Here is a 26,446-nt window from a genome sequence, read left to right on the forward strand (position 1 = left end):
GTTGGCGACCTCTCACCCCTACAGTCTTGCAGTGTTCAATAAATACAGGGAGAGGATCCGAGGAATCGAACCGGGCTTCGTTAGCGGTCGCCTGCGACGATCACCGGACGCTCGCCGTCGATGATGATACGCTGTGTGACGCTCCCGAACAGTGCCTTCCCCGCAGGACTCCGCTTGCGGGCGGCCAGGAGGATGGCGTCGGCGTCCCGTTCCTCGGCCTCCGCGAGGACCTCCTCGGCGGCATCGCCGGTCCGTTCGGTCACCTCGACGGGAACGCCGAGGTCGTCGACCGCGTCCCGTACCGTCGTGACGGTCTCGGGAAGCCCCTGCAGCTCGCCGATCTCGTCGTTGATCGACTCGATCACCGACCGGCCGGCCTCGTCGGCAGGCGCGTCGACGGTCTCGTGGACGTGGACGACCGTCACTCGAAGGTCATCGCGTCCCGGGAGCGACCGGAGCGTCTCGATCTGGTCGGCCGTTCGGTCCTCGTCGTCGTCGACCGCGAGCAGAACGTGGTACATGCGAGCGGCAGTTGCGCGGCGTCCGGTATATAATTTCGTCGCCGGCGACGGTGGTTCGTCGGCGACGGCGTCCCGACGCCACCCGACCAGTCGTGGCTTCGAGTCGAAGACAGCGTCAGTCGGCCGCCGCGGCCACGGTGTCGGCCGGCGGCTCCGCGACGATCACCCTGACGACGAACACTGCACCAACCGTGACGACGGCCGCAAGCATGAGCCACCCCGCGCGGTAGCCGTACGTGTCCGCGAGGTAGCCGAACGCCGGCGGGGCGAACAACGCCCCGCTGGTGAGCGCGAGCTGGCCTCCGCCGGTGGCGCCGCCCATCTCCTCGGCTGAGACGACCGTCGCCATACAGGAGTAGTACACGCCGGTGAACCCCAGCAGGAAGAACCCGAGCGCGACGAACGCGACCGTGGTGGGTGTCCGGCCGGCGACGACCGCAACCGCCACGAGCGAGACCGCGCTCGCGATCGCCTGTGCGAGGAGGATCCCGCCGATCCGGCGCGTCGGGTCGCCGGGCAGGGCGTCACTGAGCCACCCGGTGAGGACGCGTCCGACGCTCCCCGAGACCTGGACCGCCGCCAGCACGACCCCGCCGAACGCGATGGACGCCCCGACGGAGTCGGTGACGTGGATCACGGTGTATCCGGTCGTCGTGAACAGCGCCGCGCCGAGACAGAACCCGGCGGCGGTCAACGCCCGGTACGGAGGGTTCGCGCCGAGCTTTCGGAAGTCCGGGTAGCTCGCCTCGCCGCCGGGCTCGGTGCCGCGGTAGACGAGCCAGAACAGGACCGCGACGACCGCACCCGTCCCGGCGGCGACGTAGAAGCCCGCTTCCCAGTAGAGGACGCCCGCGATGCCGGTCACGAGCAGCGCGCTCGCGCCGCTGCCGGCGGTGACGCCGACCTGTTTCACGCCCATGACGACGTTCTGTCGTCCGGGCGGCGTGTTGTCGAAGACGGCCTTGTTCGTCCCCGGCATCGCGGTCCCGTACAGCGATCCGAGGAGGAACGCGCTCGCGAGCAACGCCGGGAACGACCACGCCTGCGTGACGAGGAACGCGCCCGTCGAGACGCCGATCAGGCCGACGGTGAGCATGCGTCGTTCCCCAAAGCGGTCGGTGAGCGCCCCGAGCGGAAGCAGGAACACCGCGTACCCGAGCGTCAGCGACGTGACCACGAGCCCGACCGCGGCGCCTGAGAGGTCGAACTCCGCGCGGAAGAACGGCGTGGCGGCGAAGATCGCGTAGTAACAGACGCTCGCGGCGACCTGCCAGGAGAGAATCAGCGAGACGATCCGATAGAGTCCCATTCGCCAGACGGTGCTCGGTCGGCCGGCTAAAGCCCTCGGGTAGCGGCCGGTTCGGCGATCGCCCAGTTCACTGATCGACCGGTTCGCCGATCGCTCGATCCGTCGCCGCGGCGTCGGAGTGTCGGAGCGAAAGAGACTCGGGTGACCCATCGAGTCGTGACCCATGGGACTGGACGACGACGCGCGCGAGTACCACCGTCGCGATCCCCCGGGGAAACTCGAGGTGTCGACGACGAAGCCGACGAACACGCAACGCGACCTCTCGCTGGCGTACTCTCCCGGCGTGGCGGCGCCGTGTCTCGACATCGCCGACGAGACTGACCGGGGATACGAGTACACCGCGAAGGGGAACCTGGTCGGCGTCGTCTCCGACGGCTCGGCCGTGCTCGGCCTCGGCGACATCGGCCCGCTCGCCTCCAAGCCCGTGATGGAGGGAAAGGGCGTCCTGTTCAAGCGCTTCGCCGACATCGACGTGTTCGACTTAGAACTCGACACCGACTCGCTCGACTCGTTCGTCGACCGCGTCGCCGCGATGGAGCCGACCTTCGGCGGCGTCAACCTCGAGGACATCGCCGCGCCGGCGTGCTTCGAGGCCGAATCGCGCCTGCGCGATCGGATGGACGTCCCGGTGTTTCACGACGACCAGCACGGCACCGCGATCATCACCGGCGCGGCGCTGCTCAACGCTGCTGACATCGTCGAGAAGGACCTCGCCGATCTGGAGGTCGTCTTCTCCGGCGCGGGGGCGGCCGCCACCGCGACCGCGAAGTTCTACACGTCGCTGGGGGTTCCGGCCGAACAGATCACGATGTGCGACATCGACGGCGTGATCACCCCCGAACGCGCCGCCGAGGGCGACCCACACGACCACGTCACACAGTTCGCGACCGACGCCGACGCGGTCGGCGGCACCGACCTCGCGGACGCGATCGACGGCGCCGACGTGTTCGTCGGGCTGTCGGTCGGCGGGATCGTCAGTCCGGAGATGGTCCGCTCGATGGCCGACGACCCGGCCATCTTCGCGATGGCGAACCCCGACCCCGAGATCGCCTACGACGACGCGAAGGCGGCTCGCGACGACACCGTCATCGTCGCGACCGGCCGGTCGGACTATCCGAACCAGGTGAACAACGTGCTGTGTTTCCCGTTCGTGTTCCGCGGGGCACTCGACGCTCGCGCGCGCAACATCACCGAGGGGATGAAGGTCGCCGCCGCGGAGGCGCTCGCGGAGCTGGCTCGCGAGGACGTTCCAGACGGCGTCAGGCGGGCCTACGGCGACCAGCCGCTGGAGTTCGGCCCCGAGTACGTTATCCCGAAGCCGCTCGACGAGCGCGTGCTGTTCGAGGTCGCCCCCGCGGTCGCGGAGGCCGCCGTCGACGAGGGCGTCGCCCGACGCGACCTCGACCGCGAGGCGTATGTCCGCGAGCTTGAGGACCGCCTCGGCGGCAGCCGGGAGGCGATGCGCGCCGTGTTGACGGAGGCGAAGCGCGACCCCAAACGGTTGGTGCTGGCGGAGGGAAGCGACCAGACGGTCGTCCGCGCCGCCTACCAGCTCGTCGACCGCGGCATCGCCGAACCGCTGCTTGTCGGCGATCGCAACACTGTCGAGGGGACGCTCGACGAACTCGGATTCGACTTCAGCCCGGAGATCGTCGACCCGGCGGAAGTCGATCTCGACCCATATGCGGAGTTGGTGTACGAGCGCCGCAAGCGCAAGGGCCTCACCCGCAGCGAGGCGCGGGACCTGCTGTACGAGAACGACGCGCTCGCGAGCGTGCTCGTCGCCGCCGGCGACGCCGACGCGATGCTTACCGGCCGTACCCACCACTACCCGAGCGCGCTGCGGCGGCCGCTACAGATCGTCGGCACCGCTGACGACGCCGACTACGCCGCCGGCGTCTACATGCTCGCGTTCGACGACCGCGTCGTCTTCTGTGCGGACGCGACGGTGAACCAGGACCCGGACGCCGACGTGCTCGCGGAGGTGACGAGACACACCGCCGAGCTGGCTCGCAGGTTCAACGTCGACCCCCGCGCGGCGCTGCTGTCGTACTCGGACTTCGGCTCCGTCGACAACGAGGGGACCCGAAAGCCACGTGCGGCCGCCCGACGCCTACGCGAGGACCCCGCGGTCGACTTTCCCGTCGACGGCGAGATGCAGGCCGACACCGCCGTCGTCGACGACCTGCTCTCGGAGGACTACGAGTTCGCCGAGCTCGACGCGCCCGCGAACGTGCTCGTGTTCCCGAACCTGGAGGCGGGCAACGTCGCCTACAAACTGCTCCACCGCCTCGGCGGCGCCGCCGTCGTCGGCCCGATGCTCGTCGGGATGGCCGAGCCCGTGCACGTCCTCCAACGGGGCGACGATGTCGCAGATATCGTCAACCTCGCCGGCCTCGCGGTCGCGACCGCCGGCGACGACTGACGAGCGACCGACTGGTGACGGGCCTTCAGCGACCGTTCGCCCGTCGCGACTGACGCCCGGTGTCGATTCGGACGGGTCGACCCTGACGGACACGCCGGACGGTCCTGCCCGACCGATATCGACGTTCATGCACCCTCAGTTCAAATATGGCGTCGTTCTTTCCGGAATCGAGTGCGTGTTCGGATGAACGCCCGAGGTCGTCGTCGCAAACGGGACGAACCAAACGTATTTGAACGACGGCGGTGAGAGTGAGATAGACGCAGATGGACCTGACCAGCAGCCAGCGGGAGATCCTGAACACCCTCGTCAACGGGTACGAGGAGACGGAGTCCCCGATGCCGGCCACCGAGATCGCCGAGGTGTGCGACCGGCACGTGGGGACGATCCGGAACCTGATGCAGATGATGAAGTCGCTCGGGTTGGTCGAGGGCGTCCCGGGATCGGAGGGCGGGTACGTGCCGACCGACGCCGCCTTCGAGGCGCTGGACCGCGATCCGGTCGACGGCGGCGAGGGCGAGACCCTGGGCCTTGCCCACGACTACGACCGGGTCGACGTGGCCGTCGAGTCGATCGACTTCACCAACGTCCACCACCCGGAGAAGTGCCGCGCGACCGTGACGTTCCGGGAGTCCGTCACGCGGTTCAGCGTCGGCGACCCGGTGATCGTCGGGCCGACGCCGAACTCGGGGCTCGTGATCACGGGACAGGTCGAGGCGACCGACGAGGGACGCAACGTTCTCCATCTGGACGTGAAGCGGATGGAAGCGCCGCTGGAGCCATAAGGGCGGCCGCGCGCTGAGGAGCGCGTCCGCGCCGCGAGTCGGACCCCCCGATTCTACAGGCGGGGCAGGCCGAGTGCCTCGGGGCTTGACCCCGAGGCGGTTCACGGGTCCGCAGTCGACGAGTCGAACGCCAACTCGAGTTCGTGAAAGTAGCATCGAACGTCGCGGGGGTCAGTTCGACCGCCCGTCGTCGGCGGTCGCGACCGCGTCCGCTCGGACGCGACGTGCGTGGCGGCACACCGCCGGACGAGTTCCCGGTCAGCGTCGACCGCGTCGGCGGTCCGCTCGATCCCGAGGTCGCGGTCGACGAGGCGGACGAGGATCGCATCGACCAGTTCGGGGGACGCACCGCCGATAGTCTCTCGAGTGTCGTCCGGACGGACCGCGTCCGACCGACAGCGGTCACGCCGGTCCGCGTACGCGAACGAGCACCCGAGCTGGCGCCCGACCGCGTCCAGCTCGCTCGCGTACGTGGCGCCCACCGGCCGGAGGTCCGCGGCCGCGTCGCCGTACCGCGTCGTCCGCCCGAGGAGGGTGTCGGTCCGGTTGGTCGTACCCACGACGAGCCGGTCGTCCACGTTGGCGACGTAGTACCGGCAGGCCGTCCGGACCCGTGAGACGAACTCGCCGAGGTCGGTCGCACCCGCGTGCTCGGTGACTCGCGACGGAAGCGCCGACTCGAGTTCCGTGACGAGCGGCCTGATCGTCACCCGGTCGTCGGAGATCCCGAGGTCGTCGGCGATCGACTCGGGGGACGGGGCATCGCGTCCGGCCGCCTTGTGACACGGGAGGTGGAGCCCGCGGACCCGGTCGGCCCCGAGCGCCTCGACGGCGATCGCGGCGGCGACGCTCGATTCCCGGCCTGTCCCCAGATCGACGACGACGCCCTCGGCGTCGGCGGCCTCGACGCGGGACCGAACGAGTTCGCTGGCACGCTCGACGATCGAGGCCGCCAGACGGGAGCCGCCGTGGACCGCGCGATCCGCGTCCGAGTCGGCGTCCGGTTCGGTCGCCGCGTCCGGGACGGTCCGGGACGGCGCCGGCGGCCGCGACCGCTTGTGGGCGTTTCGTTCGACCCGGTCGACGATCCGGTTGACGGTATCGCCGTCGACGCCCGTCGACTCGTCGATCGCCGTCGCGGGGTCGTGCGGCGACGTGTCGACGAGCGCTCCCAGGACGGTATCGAGCGTCGCATAGGAGGCGCCGAGCTCTGACTCGTCGGTCTGTCCTCGCCAGAAGCCTGCCGTCGGCGGCCGGGAGACGATCTCCGGCGGCACGTCGAGGTGTGTCGCGAGCGCCCGCACCGCCGTCTTGTCGTACTCGCCGAGGGGGTGCAGGTCTGCGGCGCCGTCTCCGTACTTGGTGAAATAGCCGAGCAGCCGCTCGGTCCGGTTGCTCGTCCCGACGACGACGCCGTCGGACGCGTCGGCGACGAGGTGGGCACACGCCATCCGGAGGCGTGCCGAGAGGTTCCCGGCGGCGACGGCGTCGCCATCAGCCGCGATCCGGGGGGCGACGTATCGCTTGAACACGTCGAGGGCGGGCTCGAGCGGCACGGTCGCGTGATCCACGCCGAGCGAGTCGGCGTACGACCTGGCGTCGCGAACGTGTCGCTCGTCCGTTGTGTCCGTCGGCATGATCAGCGCCGTCACCGCGTCGGCGCCGAGCGCATCGACCGCGAGCGCGGCCGTGGTGGCCGAGTCGACGCCGCCGGAGAGACAGACGACGCCGTGCGACGCGTCGACCGCTTCGGCCGTCTCCCGGATCAGCTTCGTCGACCGGGAGCGAAGCAGCGCGGGGTCGCCGGTCCTTGGGCTTCCGTCGGTCGGTCCGGCCGTCTCGGAGCATCCGGCCGCCACGGTCAGTCACCTCCCGGCCCGTCTTCGCCCCCGAGGTCGAGGGCTGTCGCGTCCGTCGCCGGCGCTGGCGCTGGGAGGTCGTACGCGACGCTCGACTGGATCCACGCGTTCACCCGGTCGCGATCGTACACGATCACGCCGCCGTCGCCGAGCGAGAGGCGTCCGTATCTGTGTGTCACGGACGGATCCGTCGGCGCGTCGCCCTCGGCGCGCGGGTCCGTGGTCATGACGATCCTCCCACGGTCGCCGTCACAGTGCGGACCGGACGAACGTGGCTGTCGGAACCGTTCTGCGGCGCTGTCACATTAGATCTGTACACTCCACGGAGATTTTCCGATACAGCTAATTGGTTGTTGCAGGATTTGGGATTTAGTCTGGAGGTGCGTCCACTCATCGTAGTGAGAACACCGATATCGATCGTAAAAGTATTTTCGGACAGTAGAATAATATCCCACGATTTCAGCTAGTGTACTAGAACACGAAGTCGACAGTGTGTGGACAGTCACTAGATTTGTCAGTGTATATGTTCCGATCCAAAGAGAAAGCGACGCACGTGTACATCCGGTCCGGACCGGTCGCCGCAGTTCTCGCGTGGGACTCGTCCCGGCGAGAGGATCGTACGTCGCCGGTGCCGTTTGCGGTCCGCTCGGGGTAGCCGGATCGTACCCCCTTACGTACGGCGGATTCGTCCAGTTCGGGAGGGCCCGTTCCGGCGCATGATACTAGCAGGATAACACTTAGTACCCATGAGTCTGGTATATCTGTCAATGCCGCTTCGTCCCGTCGATCGCGACGTTCTGGAAGATATCTCACAGGACATCTCACAGTCCAACTATGGATTCCTGTACGTCGACCGCGTCCGCGACGACCTGAAGGACCAGTACCAGAGTCGGGAGAAAGGCCGATTGAAGGCGCCGAAGCTGTCGACGTCAGACGTGAAGGAGTCCCTTCGCGATCTGGCGGAGGACGAGAACTACAGCCTCGAACGGATCCGGTCGGGGGTGTTCTACTGGGACCCGTTCGGCAGCGGCACCCGGACGGGGATCACCGAGCGCCTCAAGGGCGTTTTCCGTGACCAGATGGTCGTCACGACGGAGGACCTCCGGAAGGCGTTCGACCTGGCCCACGAGGACGCGGACTTCTTCGCCAAGCAACTACGGCGACAGAACCTCGTGATGCGTATCGCCGCGGGGAGCCGGGACTACTACTCCGTCGGTTCACGCCTGAAGGAGGAGACGGGCGAAGACGACCTCAAGGGGAAGCTCAAGCGGCGGGCGACCCACGGCAAACTCTCGCACGGCCAGTTGGAGGAAGCCATCTCGGTGGCCGCAACCTCGGACGTGATCGGCTATCTCCAGGGTGAGGGGCTCATCATCGACATGGACGGCGAGTACCTCGTCCGGAGCGCGCTGGACGAGTTCGCCGAGAAACTCGCCGACGACCTCGGCGACGACGTGAGCCGGGCGTTCGAGGACGCCGGCAACGTGATGCCGACCGGCGAGTACGACTCGCTGATAGAATCGGAGATCGAGGTCCGGTCGAACGTGCTCGCGCATGTCAGATCCAGCGGCGCAGACATCGGCAAACGGGACGTCATCGAGGCCGTCCGGGAGCAGTACGACGACGAGGACGGGGATCCGCACGTCGAGGTGCTCGATGCGCGCAGCCTCGCCGTGGCCGTCGAACCGTTCGACCGGATGGTCGAGGGGCGAGCCGAGGACCTCACCCGACCCCTGCTGCAGGACCTGACGGCGACGACCGCCGACAACCTCAAGCAGGAACTCCGTGAGGAGATCGAGGACCTTCACCTCACGACGAGCGACGCCGGCAACGCGTACGCACGAACGAAGGTCCGCGAACGCGGCGAAGCGCTGATCGACGAGCGATTCTGATCCCCCCATACCCCCACCAATTACAATGCGATACACGAGCTTCGAGGAAGACAAGGAGTCCGGAACGGTCGTCGCACGACCGAAGAGCCAGACCGATTCGGCGGTGCGGTTCGAGCACGGCTTCGCCGAGTGGTCCGACGAGGACAGCGGGAACTGGGAGGAACTGCTCGCACACCTCATGGAGGAAGTCCTCGGCGGCGAGGAGCTCTCCATCGACCAGGACGGCAACGCGGTGATCGACGTCGAGGACGCCGCACAAACGCTCGCGGAGAGCGAACACGCCCGCAGCGAGGACTCCGCGCGCGCCATCATCGACTACCTCGGCCACAACGACATCGTCACGATCGAGCAGTCGACAGTGACCGTGCTGCGGCCGCCTCACACCTACGACGAGGACGAGATGGACCGCGCGGTGAAGATGTACAGCAACTGGGCGGCGGCGTTCGACACGCTCACCGAGCGAATCGAGACGGCGGTCAGCCGGGTCGAAGAGGCCCAAGAGCGGCTCACCTCGCGCGCCGAAGAGACGACCGACGTGACCGAGCACCTCCAGAACCTCCGCGAGAAGCGCGAGGAGTACAAACAGGAGATGCTCTCGATCGCCGGCGACCGCGATATCGACGACCTCGACGAGGAGGAACGCCGGAAGTTCGATCACGCCCGCGAGCAGTACTACCACTACGACAACCTCGTCGAGCAGGAGGAGAAGCAAGGAGAGACGATCCCGAACCCGAACCCCGATCAGATGGACCTCGGGGAGATCATCAACCAGCTCGAATCGACCAAAGACCAGTTCTCGATCGAGCAAGAGCGCCTGCGCGACCGCATCCGGACCCAACAGCTGTGGCCGACGGAGGCGGTCGCCGCCTCCGAGCAGTTCACGAACGTGCTGTCGGCGATGGGCAACGTCGTCCCCAAGCAACAGCGGATGGAGGAGGAGGACGCACAGAGCGTCCTCGACGGCCTCCGCGGCAACTCCGAGGAGATGGCCGAGCTAAACGAATCCTCCCAGGCGATCGCCCAAGAAGAAACCGAGACGGGACCGATCACGGAATCGTGAGGATGTGGTTCGGGACCAGTTCGAGCGTCGACGACGGCGTCGAGTCGCGACCGCCGTCCGGAGAGATTTCGGGGGGTCGGAGGTAACCGCGTGTCCCGCCCGTCCACCGTCGACCCGTGGGTCGACCGCGTCGCCGCCGTCGAGCACACGTGCGACCGGATCCTCTCGTGGACGGAGCCGCCCGAGCCACGGCGGGTCTGGGCGGCGATCGCGTCGTTCGACGCGTCGCTGCGCGGGATCGGGACGGTGCTGGCCGATGCATACCCCCTCCCGGTCCCGGCGACGACTGACGACGGGCGGATCGCGGAGGCGGTCGAGCGAGTGATCACGGCGGCCATCGACGGCGAGGAACCGCCGACGGACGCCGTCGAGACGGCCCGCGACGCGGATCGGATCACGGTCGTCGAGTCCGGGTCGCCGACGGTCCCGCTCGCGACTGCCGGCGCGCCGGTCGCGAACTGGTTCGTGCTGGTTCCGGTCGTTGCCGACCGACTCGACCGCGCCGCCGGCATGGTCGAGCGCGGCGCCGGCCGGATGGAACTGTACGACCGCGACGACTCCGCGGCCGCGCTGTACGACGTCGCGGGCGCGCTTCGTGACACCGGGACGACGGTTCGAAACGTTGCCACGCGGACGCTGTGGGTCAACCCGCCGGACGGGTTGGTCGACGCCGAGGACAGGCGGGTTCGCGAATACGTGACCCGAACGATGAACGCCTACAACCCAGTCACATGACGAGTGTCAATCTCACGCCGATCACGAAGGAGGAGCAGCCGACGTCCCACGTCACCGTGGGAGAGAGCAAAGTGGGGCCGAGCGCCGAGATCGCCCGCGTCCGGCACGCGGGCCGGGAGGCGTTCTTTCGCGTCGACACCGAGGACGACGGCTTCGCGAGCACGATCAAGAACAAGGTCTACCTGAACAGCAACGTCGCGACGCTGTTCGGCGGCATCAACCGAACGAACGACTTCTACGTCGACACCGACGTGTCGCTCGGGTCGGTCCGGACCTGCAAGCGCGCGAGCATCTACGCCGAAGGGGTCAACGAGGAGGCGCTGGCCTCGGCGCTCGCCGAGCGTCAGTTCCTATTGCATCCCATCCACGAGGTGGCCGACATCGGCGGCGAGCGTGTCGAGTTCGTCGTCGACGAACTGGAGCCGCGGGGGACGACCCTCCGGGTCGACGACGACACCGAATTCGAGTTCCTCGACGAACCGCCCGCGAGCACGGGCCCGCCGGCCGGAGCAGACGTCGGCGCGAGCGGAGGGGGCGACGGGTCGGCCGGCGGCGGTAGAGGCGGTGCCGGCGGGCAGGCCGACGAGGAGGAGGCCAACATCGACATCACCCCGAAGAACCCGACGACGAGCTTCGAGGAGGACGTCGCGGGACTGGAGGAGGTGAAGCAGACGGCGGAGATGATGCTGTCGCTGTTCGAGCCGGACGTGCGCGACGAGGTCGTCGAGCGTTACGGCGAGGAGTTCGCCGACCGCGGCGGCGGCATGATGCTGTACGGGCCGCCCGGCTGCGGGAAGACGCTCGTCTCGGAGGCGATCGCCTACGAGGCGAAGCACAACACCGACATCGAGGACAGCTACGGCGAGGTCGTCTTCCTCGAGGTTCGCGGCAGCGACGTGGTCTCGAAGTACTCCGGCGAGTCCGAGAAGAACGTCCGCGCGGCCTTCGAGCAGGCCCACGAAGCCGCCGGCGACGGGTTCGCCGTCCTCTTCTTCGACGAGGTGGAGACGCTCATCCCCGACCGGTCGGACGACAACCTCCAGCGCCACGAGCGCGCGCTGACGAACGCGTTCCTCCAGGAGATGAACGACGTGGAGGACAACCTGCTGGTGATCGGCGCGACGAACATGCCCTTCAGCATCGACCCGGCGGCGACCCGACGGTTCCCGATCCAGCAGTTCATCCCGCAACCCGACGCCGACGTGATGTCGGAGGTGTGGCGCACGTCGCTGGGACGCATCGGCGAGGACCTCGACGAGGAGGCGCTCGAGGAGCTGGGGGAGGCGTCGGTCGGGTACACTCCCGCCGAAATCGCCGACCGCGTGCTCGGCTCGGAGCTGCAGCGCGAACTCATCGAGAGCGTCATCGACGGCGACGCGATCACACCCGACAAGCAGTACCTCCTGGAGAAGCTGGAGGAGTCGGAGCCCAAGACGGTTCGCCAGTACGTCTCATCGACGATGAAGCAGGCCTCGGAACTTGAGGGGTACCCGGAAATGAAGCGCTACCTCGAGGAGCAGGCCAAGCAAATCCGTGAGGAGAACGCCGCGAGCGCGGACGCGAACGCGGCCGCGACGCCCGACGGCGGAGCCCCCGCGGACGACGGCCCGGACGAGCCGGGTGAGGACACGGGGGCCGAGTAGCCGTGGACGACGCCGGCTCGAACCCGGAGGAGTGGGACGACGCCTCGGCGGACCCTGACTCCGACGAGTGGGGCGACCGACCGGACGACGGCCGGGACGAGCCGACGAACGAGGCAGCCGTCGACGAGTCGGAAGCGGCGGCAACGGCGGAAACAGCGAGCGAAGCGACGACGGCGGAACCGGCCGACCCGGCGGAAGCGACGGAAACGACGACACCGCCTGACTCCGATGACGCGTCGGACGACGCCGACGACGAGTTCGGCCCGGATGCCGACGAGGCTGAGGTCCCCGAACGGTACGTGCAGGTGGACGCCTTCGACATGCCGGAGGTCGCGGCCGCCGACGCCGGCTCCGGCGCCATCGCGGTCGCGACCGCCGACGGCCGGATCTCGCTCATCACGTCGGGCGACCGTCGCCGGGTCGCCCGCAGGGACGACGTGGTCGACGTCGCCGTCGCGGACAGGGTGTACGCACTCGGCGACACGGAACTCGAGGCGTTCTCGCACGCGGGGAGCCGAGTGTGGGGCGTCGACATCGCGGACGGCCGGTCGGTCGACGCCGACCCCGATGCCGATCGGGTGTACGTCAGAACCGGCGACGGCGAGTTCGTCGTCATCGAAGGCCGGACCGGCATCGAGGCGGGCCGGTTCGACCAACCACATGCCGAGGTCGCCGAGTCGCCGGCGGTCGCGGCCGCGGACGGCAGGCTCGCGGTCGCCTCGTGGTCGTTCCTGACGGTGCTCGATTCCTCGGGCGATCAGCTCGACGAGCAGACGCTGTCGGGCGCAGTCACGGACGTCGGGCTGCTTCCCGGGCGTGCGGTTGTCTCCCTGAAGGACGGCCAACTCGTCGGCTACGAGGGTGACGAGCAACTGTGGGGGATCGACGGCGACGTCTCCTGGCTGGCGGACGCCGGCGTCGCCGGGCTGGCGGCCCGCGTCGCCGGCAGCGACTTCGCGGTCGACGCCGACGGTAACCGTCACCCGATGGACGGGGTCAGCGGCACGCCGATCGCGGCGACCCCGTCGCTGGACCTCGTGTGTACGGTCGGAAGCGGGACTGCGACGGTGTACGCGGCGGTCGGACGGGCCGACGAGTCGGTCGGCGTCCGCGTCGAGTCGGAGTCGCTTCGGCCAGCCGACCCGACCGTCGTGCTCGCGTTCACGAACGAGGGCGACCGCGCCGTCGAGGTCGACGCGAGCGTCGAGGCCGAGGGCGCCGACGTCGCCTCCTCGACCGTGTCCGCCACGATCGACGCCGGCGCGACCCAGCGTCGGCGCGTCTCGCTGCAGGCGCTGTCGGCCGACGAGGTGACGGTCGCCGCCGCCGTCGGCGAGGCGTCGACCGAGAAGACCCTCGAGGTCCAGGAGGAGACCACCGCGCTCCACGTCGAATCGGTCCTCCACGGCGTCGAGGACGGCGTGCTGTCGGCGGCGATCGACGTGGAGAACGACGGGGAAACGAGCGTGACGGGCGTGACCGTCGGCGAAACGCCGGTCGGGACGCTCGATCCGGGGGAGTCCGAGCGAGTTCCGTTCGAGCAGGACCTCCCCAGCGGCGCGGTTCGTGTTCGGGCGGACGGCGTCGACCCCCTGGAGGCCGAGACGAGCGTTCCCGCGACGCCGACGGGGATCGAGATCGAAGCCGAGTCCGACGGCTTCCTCTCGGTGACGCTGCACAACGACACGCCCGTCGCCGTCGACGACGAGGTCACGATCGACGGCGTTCCCGACGGGAACGGCTCGTTCTCGATGCCGGTGTCGATCCCAGCGAACGGCGCCTATCGGCTCGCACTCCCGGTCGCCTCCTCCGGCGAGCGCTCCGTGACGGTCGAAACGAGCGGCGGGCGCGTCTCCGAACGGCTCTCGCTGAACCGGTGTTCGCTGCTTCAGGACGACACCGGCGGAGGCGTCGCGAACCGAGCTGGCGGCGGCAGCACCGATCGGGGCGTGTCCGGATCGTCGACCGGGACGGCCGCCGGTCCGCGGTCGGATCGCGGCGGCGGATCCGTCCCCGTCTCCATGGACCGGCAGTTCCCGTCGGCCGACCCCAGGCGGGGCGTCGTGTTCGAGGAGCGGTTGGTGGTGTCGAACGAGTCGGCCGAACCCGTCGAGTTCGAGCTTCGAACGGACGACGGTGCCTACGCCCAGCGACTGAAGGTCCGCGCGAACGGGCAGGCGGTCGGCACCCGATACCACGTGCCGCTCGAGTCCACGCTGTCGCTCCCGCGAGTCGAACTCGAACACGAGGGACGAACCACGTCGGTTCCCGCGACCGAACTCGCGGTCGATGACGGCGGGCTGGTCGCGGTGATCGCATGGGGGCAGTCCGCCGACGGCGACGGCGGCGAGCTCTCGGTGACCGTCGAGAGCGACGAGGGAACGTGGGAGGTCGAGGAGGCCGTCGTCGGCGGCGAGCCGTCGGAGCAGATCGACGCGGAGGTGACTCCCGATTCGCCGGCACATGCCACGGTCGCCACGCCGTACACGCTCCGCGACGACGTTGCGAAGGCGTTCGTTCGTGCCCGCCGGACCGACGGCCGATCGACGAACGGAGAGGTCCAGCAGGTGAACACTCTCGTCGTTCACGAGTCGGTCGTGGGCGGCGATGGCGACCGCGTGGACGACCTGACCGTCGAGGTGGAGCCAGACTCGCGCGTCGAGCGCGGCTTCGGGTCGGTGTTCCTCTCCGTCACGAACGACGGCTCTCGGCCGGTCGGCGGCGTCTCGATCGACGCGGACGGGCCGCACGTCGAGAAGGCGATGTACGCCGACGGCGACGACGGCGAGACGATCCCCCCGGAGTCGTCGATCCGGTACCTGGTCGACCTCGAGGGCGTCGAATCGGGCGACGAGGTCGTCGTCGACGCCGAGATCTCCGCCGGCGAGGCCGCCACGCGCGCGACCGTCTCGGCGGTCGCCGACGACGAGGCCGCCGTCGCGTCCGACGACTGGACCCTCGACGTCGAGACGGACGAGTCCCGACTGCCGTCCCGACTCTCGACGCAGTACGAGTAATCCACGGGGGCGCAACCGAGTAGCAGCCGGAACCGACCGCGGTCAACGCGCTCGGGCCAGTTTTCATCCGACTCCTGTATGCGGCTCCTGTGGTCGTCTCCTGTACCAGATACCGTTGGTCGACTCTATGAGTGCGTACGGACCGGACCCAGCGAAACGAAATTCACCGACGAACAGTGACGGCCCCGTCGGGAGTCCTGCTCGTGTGTCACCAGTGACGGGCCAGCCGGGAGCTCCTCACGTGGACGTCCGCGCGAGGAACTCGCCGGTCGTAGCCGCCTCGGCGTCCTGCACGTACGCGTACGTGCGGAAGGCGACCCGAACGAGCACGAGCACGACGACGAGCGCGTAGGTCCCGATCGCCCCGAAGAGACCGTAACGACTGATCGTCAGGCGCCCCTCGACAGTCGCAGCCCGATCGGCCGTGGTACTCGCCTCGTCGGTAGCACCGGCCGCCTCGAAGCCCTCAACGGAGTCGTCGTAGCGGCCGTTGATTCGGTTGATGCGTTCGAGCGCGGTGTCCGCGCGCGCCGGGTTGAACACGAGCGGGTAGCCGGCGAGCACGAGCGTGGCGTTCGATCGGTACCCCGCGTACGCGGAGTCGGCCGACGCACGGTCGTCGGCGGCGGCGTCAACGAGGGACTGGTAGCGCGCCGAAGCGTCCTCGTACTCGGACTGGTGTCGTTGCTCGGCCTCCTCGTCGCCCGTGTAGTCTGCGAGTTGCATCAGCGACCGGTGTGCCTCCGCGGACTGGATCGCGGTCTCGTTAGCCTCGGCGACCTCGCTGTAGTGCTCACGCTGGGTGGCGACGGTGGCCTCGAACGCCGAATCGGCCGCCGCGACCCCGCTCTGTGCGGTCGATCGAAGCTCGGGCTGTTCGAGCGAGTCGGCGTACTGCCGCATCAGGTCACGGGCGACGGCCGCCCTGGCGAGCGAGCGCTGTGCCTGCGCGTAGCTCCCGTTGCTCTGTGCCGCCCGGGCGGCGTCGAGCGAGTCGACGAACAGCAGCGTCGCCCGTCCCGCCGCCAGCCCCCGCGAGAGGTCGGAGCCAGGGACCTCGTCGTCGCCACGGAGGCGCTCCTCCATCGACAGGAGCATCTCGTTCATCGGTCCGGCGGTGTCGCGTTTCCACTGTTCCTCGGAGTCGTACTCGCCGAGGGGCTCGGTGATACGGTCGAAGCTGTACGGCTTCGCCGCCGCGGTCACGGTGATCGTCTGTGTCTCGACGCCGTCGCCGGAGATGCGGAACCGCCAGCGGTACTGCTGGTACAGCTCCGCCTGCGTATCGAACTGCAGCGCGACGACCATCGGCCGCACTTCGCCCGCATCGACGGTGCCGCTGGGCTGGCTGACCACAGTGAGCCAGCGGTCCGGGCCGTCGACCTTCTCGACTTGCAGGTTCTCGATCGACTCGAAGCCGAGCCGCTCGGCCACGTCGATCGTCTGCGTGCGGTTCTCGGTGATCGTCACGTCGCCGTACGTGACGGACTCGGACACCGACAGCTCGGGTTCCTGTGCGATCGTCACCGTCCGCGTGATCGTCTGTGTGCCGGCGTCCTCCGTCTGCACGGTTATCTCGACGTCGTATTCCCCCTCAGGCGTGTCGTCGTCGGCCGCCAGCGAGAGCGTCGCCGAGCCGGTCGAGAGTCCCTCGACGGTGTTCGGGACGCTCGAGACGTCGGCGGTGATGTACTCGCCGCCCTGCACCATCTCCGCCTCGGCGCTCACGACGTTCATCTCCAGGTCGCCCGAGTTGACGATGCCGACCTCCTCGCTCGCTTGGAACGTCGAGGTCGAGGACTTGGGTTCGTCGAACGGGATGTCCGTGTCGGACGCCTCGACCTCCTCGAGGTTCGCGGGGTAGATCACCCGACCGGTGACGGTGAAGGTGTAGCTGGGAGCGTCCTGGGCCTCGGGCGTCACGCGCACGTCCCACTCCAGTTCATCGTGTTGGTCCGCGCTGTCGCGCGCATTCATCGTCACCGAGACGGTGTCGCTGCCGCCCGGGCTCGTGGTGGCGTACTGGAGCCCGTCGAAGGAGACGCTGCCGTCAGTCTCCGCGCCGATGATCTCGACATCAAGCCCGTCGATGCCGTCGTTGCCGGCGATCTCCTCGATCTGGAAGTCGGCCGTGCTGGAGGAACCGACGAGCACGTCGCCGACGTTCACCTCGTCGTCCGGCACGGAGGCGATCGGCGGCTTCGCGACGTCGACGGAGACGGTCACATCCCGGTTTTGGGTACTCTGGAGGTTGTCCTCCAGCGTCATCGTGAAGCTATACGATCCCGCCGAGACGTCGTCGTCAGCGGTGACCTGTATCTCCACGTCGCCCTCGTCGTTCGCGTCGATCGTGTCGGGGATCGATTCGGTGTCGACGGAGAAGCCCGAGGGGACGTTCGAGAACGTCGCTTCGGAGATGACCATCGCACCCTCGCCCGTGTTCGGGACGCTCACGTCGAAGGTACTGGACTGCGACTGGCTGTCGGGATCATCGAACACCAGCGTCGGATCCCCGGCATCCGGGAAGCCGAACTCGGGGTACAACACGTCAACAGACACGTCGAGGCTCTCGGAGTGTGAGGCTGCACCGGAGATCTGGGCCGTCCCGGAGTACGTCTGTTCGCTGACCTCTCCAGTCACGCTAACGTCGTAGGTGACCTCGTACTCCGCGCCTGCGACGACGGTCCAGGAACTGGAACTCCCTCCGCCACCGCCACCTGCGTCGATCCGATCCCACGAGTCGAACTCGAAGACGACGTTCCCGTTCGCCCGGGTGATCTCATCGGTCGCCTGAACTGTCCCGTTCGAGTTAGCCGTGAACGTGAACGACAGCTCGTCGGTCACCGTCTGGTCGGTGAGCGCCGCGTCCTTCTCGACGGTCGTGGAGACCCCGACTGCCGGCGTCGCCGCGCCGAGCGCGACGACGACGGCGAAAATGATCGCGAACAGTCGCACTGCGGTGGTCGTCCGGGTCATTGACCCGACACCTCCACGGGGTCGCGAGGGACGATCCGTCCCACCTTCGAGCCGTCGACGTCCTCGGCCCACGTCGCGATCCGCCAGCCGAACGCGGCGGCGACGAGGCCGACGAGGAGCGCGTACACGAGCGCGAGGATCGTCGCGGCGACCGACAGCGAGAACAGCGCGTCGCTGGTGGCGGTCGCGAGCGTGTTCGCGCGTTCACTCTCGGCGTCGAGCCCGTGTTTCTCGGCCAACTGTACGGCGACGGCGGCGTCGCTGTTCGCCGACCGCGCGTCGGTGTACGTGCCGAACACGCCCGGACCGAGCGCGGTTATCGCCGCGACGGGCGAGCCGCACGCGTCGCCGCAGTCGTCGACGAACGTCCCGGCGGCGCTCATCGCCGACTCCATGCGCTCGCGGTCGGACTCGTAGATCGCCCGAACTCGGCTCGCCTCGGCGCTCACCGTCGAGTACCGGTCGCTCGCGCCGGCAGCCTCGAACGCCGCCGCGGCGCTCTCGAGGGCGACGAGTTCCGCCGACGTGTCGGTCGCCTCGCGAGAGCGCTCGTACAGCGCCTCGCCGCGCTGGCGGTAGAAGCGTTCGAGGCCGAGACGCGCCAACGTCGCGTAGTTGTCGCCGCCGGCCGCCTCGAGCTGATCGATCGCCTCCGCGGTGGCGTCGGCTCGGTCGAGGCTCTCGGAGCTGCTTTCGTTCTGTGCGGCGCCGTAGGCCGCGGTGAACTCGTCGAGGACCGCCACGACCGCGGCCATGCGTTCGCGGTCGGCCTCGGTGAACTCGCCGGTCTGTACGTCCGTGACCGCCTGTCCGCGCATCACCTCGAACTCGCTGTACGTCGACAGCGCCGGCGAGTCCTCGTACTGCCGCAGTTCCGCGAGGAACTCGTCGGCCGTCTCGGCGTCCGTCTGGGCCGCTCCGACGGGCACCGTGCCGACGACGAGCAGGAGACACACGGCAAGCGTCGCGATCGGTGGGGTTGAGTGATTGGATAGCATCGTCAGTACATCGTCCTGTTGAGTCGGTCGAGCAGCCGCGGGTGTTCGAACAGTTCCGCGACCGCCTCGGCGAACCCGGCGACAGCGAAGACGAACGCCGCGTTGCGCACCTCGTCCGACTCCCTCGTCTCGCTTTCGTACGCCTGGAGTTCCTCGAGTACGTCGCCCGCGGGGGAGATGACGTTCACCTCGCCACGGTTGTCCTCGACGGTCGATTCGGCCTCCGAGAGCTTCGATTTCAGTTCGGCTCGCTGGCTCACACGGTCGGCCGCTGCCAGCTCGAAGAGGTCGTCGAGGTCGTAGTCGGCCCGCCACTCCTCGGAGGCCTCGCGCATGTCGGCGCACGCGCTGAAGAGGTCGACGTTGTGTTTCGTGTTCATCGCGTTGTCGACGCCCTCGACGCAGCCGCGACCCGCGGACAACGTCGCGTCGACGACCGGATCGGGTTCGACGCCGGTCTCCGCGAAGCGGGTTCCCGACTCGGGGACCCGTTCGACGGCGTCGGCCAACGACTGCGCGACGCTGGCGTAGTAGCCGTGGATGGCCGAGTCGAGACGCCCACCCGGCAGGAGGTCGTCCGCCTCGCGGCGCAACGCCTCCAGCGATTCCCGCTGTGTCGCCGACAACTCGTATTCGAAGGGCACGTCCAGTGTGACGGACGTGGTGTCGTCCTCGGGGACGGTGACCCGCGATCGAACGTCCTCGAACGGGGCGCCGTCGACCGAGCCGACCAGGGTATACTCGCCCGCCGGAAGGCCGACCGCGTCGTCGCCCTCGTCGGTCGGGCTCGACTCCTGGAGCCGCTCGCGAAGCCACTCGTCGTCGGTATCGAGGCTAACATCTACCGCGTCCGTCGGCTCCCCGCCGATCGCGGTTTCGAGCCTGAGTGTGCCGGTCTTACCGACGACCCGCAGCTCCGACGGGAGGTCGTTCGGGTCGTTCACCCTGCGGGAGTCGGGCTCGTATCGATCGTGTGTCGCGGTCACCTCCACGGAGGAGGCGGTCACCGGGAGCGTCAGCGACGCCCGCCCGTTGGCGTCGGTCGGCTCGGAGATCCGCTCGCCGTCGAACTCGGCGGTCACGGTCGCACCCTCCACCGGCTCCCCGGTCTCGTCGATGACGCTGACGTGTTTGCTCACGGGTTGGAAGCTGAGAGTCAGTTTCTCGTCGAGCAACTCCGCCGTCTCGGTGACGGTGGTGCCGTTGTAGGAGGCGGTGAACTCGTACGGCTCGGCGTTGAGCGTCCACGTAACGACCCCGCCGTCGACGGCCTCTTCTCGACCGCCGCTTTCGTGGTTGACGCCGCTCGTCGACGCCGATGACTGCCCGGTCGGGCGTGCCGTCAGGTACACCTCATCCGAGAGCCGCTCGTTCGCGAACCCGTCGGTGATCCGAACGCGGACGTCCCGCGTCCGCTGTGTTGCTGCCGACGCGCCGGAGCCAGAGCCGCCGCCTATCGACTGGCCGACGACGTAGCCGACCCCCAACACGATCAGCACGGCCAGTCCGGCGCCCAAGCCGAGCGTGAACTGACCGCCGGGGACGCCCCCGGAGCCGAACGGGAGCAGGGACGACTCGTTCCCGGTCGACCCGTTCGGCGCGGCCGTTCCGTTCGTCCCGGTCGCCTGCGTACCGTTCGTCACCGGAACGAGCGACGAGCTCCCCTCCCCGTCGCCGACGGCAACGGTTTGTGACGGCGCGTTGGCGAAGGCGACGACCATTCGGTAGGTGCCGTTCCTATCGAGGCCTTGTCCGTCCGGGAGCCCGGACAACGCGAGCGTCGAGCCGTCCGTGGCCGCATCGCTCACCACTTCGATATCGCGTTCGGTCGACAACAGGACGAACGAGACGTCCTGTCCAGTGAAGCTCGTCTCCGCGAGAGTCACGCTCCGTTGGCCGTCGTCGACGGCCGCGGAAACGGCGCCGGTAGGCTCGTGGGTTTGCGACAGAACCGACGAGCCGTCCGTCGAGACATCGACGGCGATGCTGTCGGTGCCGGCGACGTACTCGTTCTCGACGGTCACCGACGTAACGCCGTCAGTCCCCTCCGCGGTCGTCGTCTCCGCGTACTCGCCGTCCGGGTCGGTCGTGTTGAGGTACACACCGTATTCAGTGTCGGCGACCAACAGCGGCGACTGTACCGTCACGCGTCCCGGCGACACGAGGACGGTCGCGTCGGGGGCGACGTCAGCGAGCGTCACGCCGGTATCGCCCGTGACCGACGGTCCGCCGTCGATCGCCGCGAGCGTCAGGGTCGCCGGGGGCGCCAGCAGCCCGGTGAACGCGCCGTTTCGGTCGATCGTGACCGTCCCGTTCTCGAGCGTCGCCGAGAGCGTCGCGGACCGGTCGTCGCCGTCGGCGGTCGCCGCAAGATCGAACGACGACCCATTGAGGCCTGCGGTTGCGTCCGTCGCATCCAGGGTAAGCCGTCCGCTGTCGTCGAAGGACGCGCTCCCGTCGGCGATGTCGAGGTGCCGGAGGTCGACACCCTGTTCGGTGAGGTAGTCGGTCCGGTTCCCATCGGACTCCTGATACACCTGGACGGTCGCGTTCGCCAGGGAGAAGTCGGGGAGGTCACTCGAGGCGACTCGGTAGCGGTACACTTCGCTCTCGTTCGGGTTCTGAGCCGTTGTGGTGACGGTGTCTTCCTCGCCGGCCGATTCAATCAGGACGTTCACCTCCGACTCGTCGCCGACACGCTCGGCGTCGAGTTCGAACTCGAGCGTTCCCGAGTCCGTCCGGTTCAGGTCACCGGGCGCCATCACCGTCCCCGAGGTCGTCAGTTCGTCCGCCGTGTCGGAGGCGGGAGCGACGGCAGTCACGGCCGCCGTCGCCGGTCCGGCGACGAGCGCGAGCGCGAGGAGCGCAACGAGCACCGACTGGAGTGTGCTGGTTCCCATCTCGGTCACCTCGCGTTGATCGACACGTAGCGTTCGAGGTTCTCCGTGAGGTCGGCGACGTGCGCCTCCGAGATGGAGTCCTCGGGCGCGTTCCCGAGCTGACGTGCGGCCTCGACGTTCTGCTTGTGCGTCTCGAAAGCGTCCCGAGAGTGATCGAGCAGCGGGTTCAGGTCGAAGCCGCCGAGCAACACCAGCACGTCCACGTCGTTGCCGCGGGTCTGCTTCGGCGTGAGCGTCGTCATCCCGACCGCGCCGCCGATGTCGTTGTCGCGCTTCCACTCGCCGAAGGCCGACTGGACGCCGGTCTCGGTGATGTCGCCCGACTCGATGAGCTGTTCGGGCGCGCGAACGACCGCGTACGCCGCACGCGCCGTCGTCACGTCCATCGGGACGAACGTCTGTTCGGCCGCGCGGTCGAACATCAGTTCGTATTCGAGCATCCGCCCGTTGAGGCCGGTCGCGACCGCGGGCGTGAAGTGGTACGCGCCGATGTTCGACGGCTGGGCGACGTAATCCTCCACGTCGATGACGCCGCGGGCCTCGCGGCCGGCGCTGATGAACAGGTCGATCGCGGTGACGATCTTGTCGTTCACCGCGTCGTAGCTGCCCTGATCCCCGTCGCCGTCGAGGTGGGAGTTGCTCGCCAGCAACACCATGTCGGCGTTCTGCTGGCCGTCCCGTCGCATCAGGAGGCGTGACAGCCCCATCAGGGCGTTGAACTGCCGCTGTGCGGGCTCGTCGTAGTAGGGCCACGCCGCCAGCGCGACGTGGACGACGCTGTCCATCCAGGGCCGGAGGTTCGACGCGTCCGACCCGCCGGACAGCTGTTCGATCAGGTACGGGATCGACCCGTTGCCGGTCCCGCCGCCGAGCGTCGTCATGTGCATGAACGCGTCGGCGCCGGTCATCCGCTCTTGAATGTCGCCGACGATGAGGTCGACGTCCTCGCGTGCACACTGCTCGCCGGCGATGAAGTTGTTGCCGACGCCGCGCTTGGATCCGAACACCGTCGTGTACTCGGAGGTGTCGTCGAGCGACGCCCGCTCGATGGTGTTCAGGATGTCCGCGCGGTTCGTGTTCAACAGCGCGATCCTGTCGTCGATGCCGGGGTTCTCCTCGCGGGCGAGCAGTTCGGCCGCGATCCGGCCGCCGCCCTCACCCGATGCGACCACGCCCCAACGGGTGAACGTGTCCGCCCGGGACATCAGGCGCTCACCCCCGTCTCGTCGGCGGCGACGTCGGCGTCGAGCTCACGCAGCGTCGTGCGAATGAGGTCGTCGGAGGCCGGTACGGAGAGGAACTTCCGCCGCATTTCGTCGTATGTCATCGTTTCGCCGTCACTCAGGTTGTGGGTCGTTATGGTGTCCAGCCGCGACCGGAACTGGTCGTGGTCGTACACGAGGACGCGCCCGTCGTCGAGCGTCGCCTCGTGGCCCTCCTCCTCGGCCCACAGGACGAGGAGACAGGGGACGTACTCGGCCGCGACGGGGATGTCCGAGTCGGGCGTGAGGTACTCGTCGGCGGCGAATCCCTCCTCCAACTTGGGCGCCACCGTCGGGAGTTGGCTCCGCACATCATCGGTGTCGTCACCGCAGACGCGCTCGCGGAGCCCGATCTCCTCGAGCACGAGTTCGACGGACTCGTCGTCGGAGACCTGCAACGTCGCCTCCGCGTCGGCGAAGCTCTCGGTCGGCGTGGTCGCGGTGACCGTGTACTCACCGTAGGGCACCTCGTCGAACGTCGCCTCCGTGGCGACGAACGTGCTCGCCGTCTCGCGCTCGGAGACGCCGTCACCGGAGAGTTCGATCGTCAGATCGTGCTCCTCCCCGGTCGAGGTCGCCAACTGCGCGGTGGCGGTCACGGCGTACGACTCGCCGCCGCCCTCGGCGGTGATCGCCGGCACCGACTGGTCGAACTCGACGCCGTCGTTCGCCTCGGCGTACAACTCGAGGAACGGCGTCGCGTCACGGACCGGCAGGTCGTCGCCGGTTACGCGCCCCTCCGTCCGAACACCGTCGGCGATCCGCTCTTCGACCATGCCGTAGGAGTCGGCCACGGAGGCCTTCGACTCGGCCGAGTCGACCGCCTCCGTCAGGTCGGCTGCGGCCGCGAGCCACTCCTCGCGGAACGCGTCTAGGTCATCGGACTCGCGGAGCCGCGCCTCGTAGTCGGTCGCCACCGCCGGCGGCGCCGTGTAGAAGCCGACCGGCACGTCCGCGTCCCTGATCACCTCGACGTTCGTCTCCAGTTCCGTCTCGAGGGTCGCCACGACGCTCGTCGCCGCCCGGCGAACGTTCTCGCCGACGGCGTCCAACTCGTCGCTCGCGAGCGCCGAGTCGATACCTGAGAGCGTCTCGCGCGCCTCATCGAACGTCCGCAGGTCCTCGTCGGCCGCGTAGCGGTCGACGTCGACGGAGTCGATCGTCGAGAGGAGCTTGTCGATGCTGTCGCGGTCGGCGGTGAACGCCGCGCTCACCTCCGACTCGGCGTCGCCCTGGGCGTCGTCGATGGCGGCGCTGGCGGCGTCCCAGTCGGCGTCGTCGATAGCTGCGCGCGCAGTTTCGAGATGGGACTCGATCCGCGCGGCGTCGCCGTCGTACTCGTCGACGGTCGATTCGATGCGGTCGACCGCGTCCTCGAACACGTCGGCCGCCTCCTCGCGCGCCTTCGAGAGGACGCGCTCGGTCTCCTCGGGGGCACCGCCGTCGGGGACGTCGTTCGGTACCGTCGAGACCGGCACGCCGTCGCCGTCGAGCACGGACTCGTTGACCGAGCGCGCGCCCTGCCGGGCGTGTTCGATCTGCGAGCGGCCGAACTCCGCGAACGACTCGTCGCGATCGTCGGCGAAGGTGCTCACGTCGGCCTGCAGCTTGTCGAACTCCTGCACGCGGCCGGGCGAATCGACCGAGATCGTCGCCGCGGCCACGTCGACGTGGACGCCGGCGTCCCCGAAGTCGTCGGCGACCTGGCGTGCCCGCGTCTCGAGTTCGCCGGGGTCCCACCGGTCGTGTTCGGCCTTGAGTCGGTTGTACGTCGTCAGTTCGTCGCGGAACGCCTCCGCTGCCGAGCGGGCGGCTTCCTGCACGAAGTCGCCCTGACTGGTATTGTCACGCGTGAGCACGCCACGGACGTACAGTCCGATGGACGCCACGACGGCGAGGGGCGCCCCGACGCCGATGACGTACACGCCGATCTGTGAGCCGAAATAGAGGAACGAGAGCAGGCCCACGAGCGCGGTCGCGAGAACGATTCCACCGATTCCGAGTGCTGCCTTGTACTGTCTCTTCATAGAATCACCGCCAAGAGGTCACCGCCGCCGAGGACGGCGCCGACCGCCGCGACGACGAGCGCGACGACGCCGAGGGCCAGCGGCACCGCGATCTGCTTCGGGCTGTACTGCGTCGCCGTCGAGACGCCCCGGTCGATCTCGATCTTCTCCAACGTTCGGCGAGCGAGGAGGTAGCCGACTCCCGCACCGACGACGAGGCCGCCCACGAGCGCGCCGCCGAGAACGAGCCGAACGGTCATCGCCGCGTTCCCGCCGCGTCGTTCGAGGGCGCTGAGATACGCGTTCAGGTTCTCGCGCGTCGTCGCTTGGGTGGCCGAACGCTTCGTCTCGACGGCGTCGATCACCGTCCGCGCGTCCTGGGCGTCGCCCGCCTCGGCGGCGGCGAACGTCGCCCGTTCGAGCCGCTGACCCGCGGTCGTCAGGTTGGCTTCCTCGACGGTCGCCAACTGGTCCTCCGGGTCCGTCTCGAGTGCGCTCCCGTTCTCCGCCGCGGCCGCGAGCGTCTCGGAGGCGTTCGTCGCCTCGGAGCGCCGCGTCTCGAACGCCTCGTTCGCGCTCCGATACGTCTCCAGATCCGACTGGGATGCGAACTGGAGGGTCACCGGCTCCCCGTCCACGGTCGTCGTGGCCGAGTACCCGTTCTGAACGCCGATCGTCGGGCCGGAGAGGTCGGACTTCTGTGTCACCGCGCTCGCGGGGTCGATACCGTCGACGCCGGCGGCGACCGTGACGACGACGCTCGAGTCACGCTCCGTCACCGACTCTATCCCCTGTGCTTCGCCCGCATCGAAGCCCCACGCCGTGTCGTACGGCTCCGGTTCGTCGCCCGAGCAGACGTACAGCGTCAGCGTCGTCCCCGGGTAGACGGTCGCGTCGCCGACGCGGTCGTCGGTGTCGTAGTACGCGACGAGCCGGTTGTCCGCGACGCCCGCGCACGGGGAGTCCGGGTTCGCCGCGCCGGCAACGACGCCGGGACCGACGGCCAACGCGATCGTGACGACCGCCACGACGAGCGCGGCGCTGGATCGCGTCCCCGTCAT

Annotated in this window: 17 protein-coding genes; 7 read left to right on the plus strand and 10 right to left on the minus strand. The window is 68.7% G+C overall.

All coding sequences use genetic code 11. The features are described from left to right. Nucleotides 1–80: 80 nt before the first annotated feature. Together K6T50_RS17870 and K6T50_RS17875 are read right to left on the minus strand one after the other, a co-directional pair. Nucleotides 81–521, minus strand: coding sequence for a universal stress protein (locus K6T50_RS17870; RefSeq protein ID WP_222609199.1), 441 nt, complete (start codon nt 519–521; stop codon nt 81–83). 115 nt (nt 522–636) lie between these two features. Then, nucleotides 637–1,830, minus strand: a complete 1,194-nt coding sequence (locus tag K6T50_RS17875) for an MFS transporter (RefSeq protein ID WP_222609200.1) — start codon at nt 1,828–1,830, stop codon at nt 637–639. Between the two features lie 163 nt (nt 1,831–1,993). Between K6T50_RS17875 and K6T50_RS17880 the strand changes: the two genes are divergently transcribed. After that, nucleotides 1,994–4,255, plus strand: coding sequence for an NADP-dependent malic enzyme (locus tag K6T50_RS17880; RefSeq protein ID WP_222609201.1), 2,262 nt, complete (start codon nt 1,994–1,996; stop codon nt 4,253–4,255). 263 nt (nt 4,256–4,518) lie between these two features. Next, nucleotides 4,519–5,037 carry a TrmB family transcriptional regulator gene (locus K6T50_RS17885; protein WP_222609202.1) on the plus strand — a complete coding sequence of 173 codons (519 nt, stop codon included), beginning with the start codon at nt 4,519–4,521 and terminating at the stop codon, nt 5,035–5,037. A 101-nt stretch (nt 5,038–5,138) separates the two neighbouring features. Here the strand turns inward: K6T50_RS17885 and K6T50_RS17890 are convergent, their stop codons facing one another. Together K6T50_RS17890 and K6T50_RS17895 are read right to left on the minus strand one after the other, a co-directional pair. Continuing rightward, entirely contained in the window at nt 5,139–6,896 is a 1,758-nt protein-coding gene (locus K6T50_RS17890; protein WP_222609203.1) for an NAD+ synthase, read from the minus strand. A 2-nt stretch (nt 6,897–6,898) separates the two neighbouring features. Then, nucleotides 6,899–7,123, minus strand: coding sequence for a DUF7331 family protein (locus K6T50_RS17895; protein ID WP_222609204.1), 225 nt, complete (start codon nt 7,121–7,123; stop codon nt 6,899–6,901). Nucleotides 7,124–7,663: 540 nt separating this feature from the next. Here K6T50_RS17895 and K6T50_RS17900 point away from each other — a divergent pair. The 5 genes from K6T50_RS17900 (at nt 7,664) to K6T50_RS17920 (ending at nt 15,243) form a co-directional block, all read left to right on the plus strand. Continuing rightward, nucleotides 7,664–8,788, plus strand: coding sequence for a hypothetical protein (locus tag K6T50_RS17900; protein ID WP_222609205.1), 1,125 nt, complete (start codon nt 7,664–7,666; stop codon nt 8,786–8,788). Nucleotides 8,789–8,813: 25 nt separating this feature from the next. Next, nucleotides 8,814–9,848, plus strand: coding sequence for a hypothetical protein (locus K6T50_RS17905; RefSeq protein ID WP_222609206.1), 1,035 nt, complete (start codon nt 8,814–8,816; stop codon nt 9,846–9,848). A gap of 90 nt (nt 9,849–9,938) precedes the next feature. After that, entirely contained in the window at nt 9,939–10,583 is a 645-nt protein-coding gene (locus K6T50_RS17910; protein ID WP_222609207.1) for a hypothetical protein, read from the plus strand. Next, nucleotides 10,580–12,226 (plus strand): ATP-binding protein, encoded by a 1,647-nt coding sequence (locus K6T50_RS17915; protein ID WP_222609208.1) that lies wholly within the window; start codon nt 10,580–10,582, stop codon nt 12,224–12,226. The genes K6T50_RS17910 and K6T50_RS17915 overlap by 4 nt, the downstream gene beginning before the upstream one ends. Nucleotides 12,227–12,228: 2 nt before the next feature. Continuing rightward, entirely contained in the window at nt 12,229–15,243 is a 3,015-nt protein-coding gene (locus tag K6T50_RS17920; protein WP_222609209.1) for a hypothetical protein, read from the plus strand. A 237-nt stretch (nt 15,244–15,480) separates the two neighbouring features. Here the strand turns inward: K6T50_RS17920 and K6T50_RS17925 are convergent, their stop codons facing one another. Genes K6T50_RS17925 through K6T50_RS17950 form a run of 6 tightly spaced genes read right to left on the minus strand, consistent with a single transcriptional unit; the run spans nt 15,481 to nt 26,446 of the window. Continuing rightward, on the minus strand, nt 15,481–18,219 hold the full coding sequence (locus K6T50_RS17925; RefSeq protein WP_222609210.1) for a COG1361 family protein: 2,739 nt from the start codon (nt 18,217–18,219) through the stop codon (nt 15,481–15,483). Next, entirely contained in the window at nt 18,216–19,217 is a 1,002-nt protein-coding gene (locus K6T50_RS17930; protein WP_222609211.1) for a hypothetical protein, read from the minus strand. The genes K6T50_RS17925 and K6T50_RS17930 overlap by 4 nt, the downstream gene beginning before the upstream one ends. 2 nt (nt 19,218–19,219) lie before the next feature. Beyond that, nucleotides 19,220–22,117 carry a carboxypeptidase regulatory-like domain-containing protein gene (locus K6T50_RS17935; RefSeq protein ID WP_222609212.1) on the minus strand — a complete coding sequence of 966 codons (2,898 nt, stop codon included), beginning with the start codon at nt 22,115–22,117 and terminating at the stop codon, nt 19,220–19,222. A 5-nt stretch (nt 22,118–22,122) separates the two neighbouring features. Further along, entirely contained in the window at nt 22,123–23,322 is a 1,200-nt protein-coding gene (locus K6T50_RS17940) for an FtsZ/tubulin family protein (RefSeq protein ID WP_222609213.1), read from the minus strand. After that, nucleotides 23,322–25,406, minus strand: a complete 2,085-nt coding sequence (locus tag K6T50_RS17945; protein WP_222609214.1) for a hypothetical protein — start codon at nt 25,404–25,406, stop codon at nt 23,322–23,324. The genes K6T50_RS17940 and K6T50_RS17945 overlap by 1 nt, the downstream gene beginning before the upstream one ends. Continuing rightward, on the minus strand, nt 25,403–26,446 hold the full coding sequence (locus K6T50_RS17950) for a type 2 periplasmic-binding domain-containing protein (protein WP_222609215.1): 1,044 nt from the start codon (nt 26,444–26,446) through the stop codon (nt 25,403–25,405). Before K6T50_RS17950 ends, K6T50_RS17945 begins: the two co-directional genes overlap by 4 nt.

It is taken from the genome of Halobaculum magnesiiphilum (assembly GCF_019823105.1).
Lineage (GTDB): Archaea > Halobacteriota > Halobacteria > Halobacteriales > Haloferacaceae > Halobaculum > Halobaculum magnesiiphilum.

Excerpts from the sequence above, each read along its gene's own strand:
- K6T50_RS17870 (WP_222609199.1), bottom strand. The coding sequence starts at position 521 with ATGTACCACGTTCTGCTCGCGGTCGACGACGACGAGGACCGAACGGCC.
- K6T50_RS17875 (WP_222609200.1), bottom strand. The coding sequence starts at position 1,830 with ATGGGACTCTATCGGATCGTCTCGCTGATTCTCTCCTGGCAGGTCGCC.
- K6T50_RS17880 (WP_222609201.1), top strand. The coding sequence starts at position 1,994 with ATGGGACTGGACGACGACGCGCGCGAGTACCACCGTCGCGATCCCCCG.
- K6T50_RS17885 (WP_222609202.1), top strand. The coding sequence starts at position 4,519 with ATGGACCTGACCAGCAGCCAGCGGGAGATCCTGAACACCCTCGTCAAC.
- K6T50_RS17895 (WP_222609204.1), bottom strand. The coding sequence starts at position 7,123 with ATGACCACGGACCCGCGCGCCGAGGGCGACGCGCCGACGGATCCGTCC.
- K6T50_RS17900 (WP_222609205.1), top strand. The coding sequence starts at position 7,664 with ATGCCGCTTCGTCCCGTCGATCGCGACGTTCTGGAAGATATCTCACAG.
- K6T50_RS17905 (WP_222609206.1), top strand. The coding sequence starts at position 8,814 with ATGCGATACACGAGCTTCGAGGAAGACAAGGAGTCCGGAACGGTCGTC.
- K6T50_RS17915 (WP_222609208.1), top strand. The coding sequence starts at position 10,580 with ATGACGAGTGTCAATCTCACGCCGATCACGAAGGAGGAGCAGCCGACG.
- K6T50_RS17925 (WP_222609210.1), bottom strand. The coding sequence starts at position 18,219 with ATGACCCGGACGACCACCGCAGTGCGACTGTTCGCGATCATTTTCGCC.
- K6T50_RS17930 (WP_222609211.1), bottom strand. The coding sequence starts at position 19,217 with ATGCTATCCAATCACTCAACCCCACCGATCGCGACGCTTGCCGTGTGT.
- K6T50_RS17935 (WP_222609212.1), bottom strand. The coding sequence starts at position 22,117 with ATGGGAACCAGCACACTCCAGTCGGTGCTCGTTGCGCTCCTCGCGCTC.
- K6T50_RS17940 (WP_222609213.1), bottom strand. The coding sequence starts at position 23,322 with ATGTCCCGGGCGGACACGTTCACCCGTTGGGGCGTGGTCGCATCGGGT.
- K6T50_RS17945 (WP_222609214.1), bottom strand. The coding sequence starts at position 25,406 with ATGAAGAGACAGTACAAGGCAGCACTCGGAATCGGTGGAATCGTTCTC.
- K6T50_RS17950 (WP_222609215.1), bottom strand. The coding sequence starts at position 26,446 with ATGACGGGGACGCGATCCAGCGCCGCGCTCGTCGTGGCGGTCGTCACG.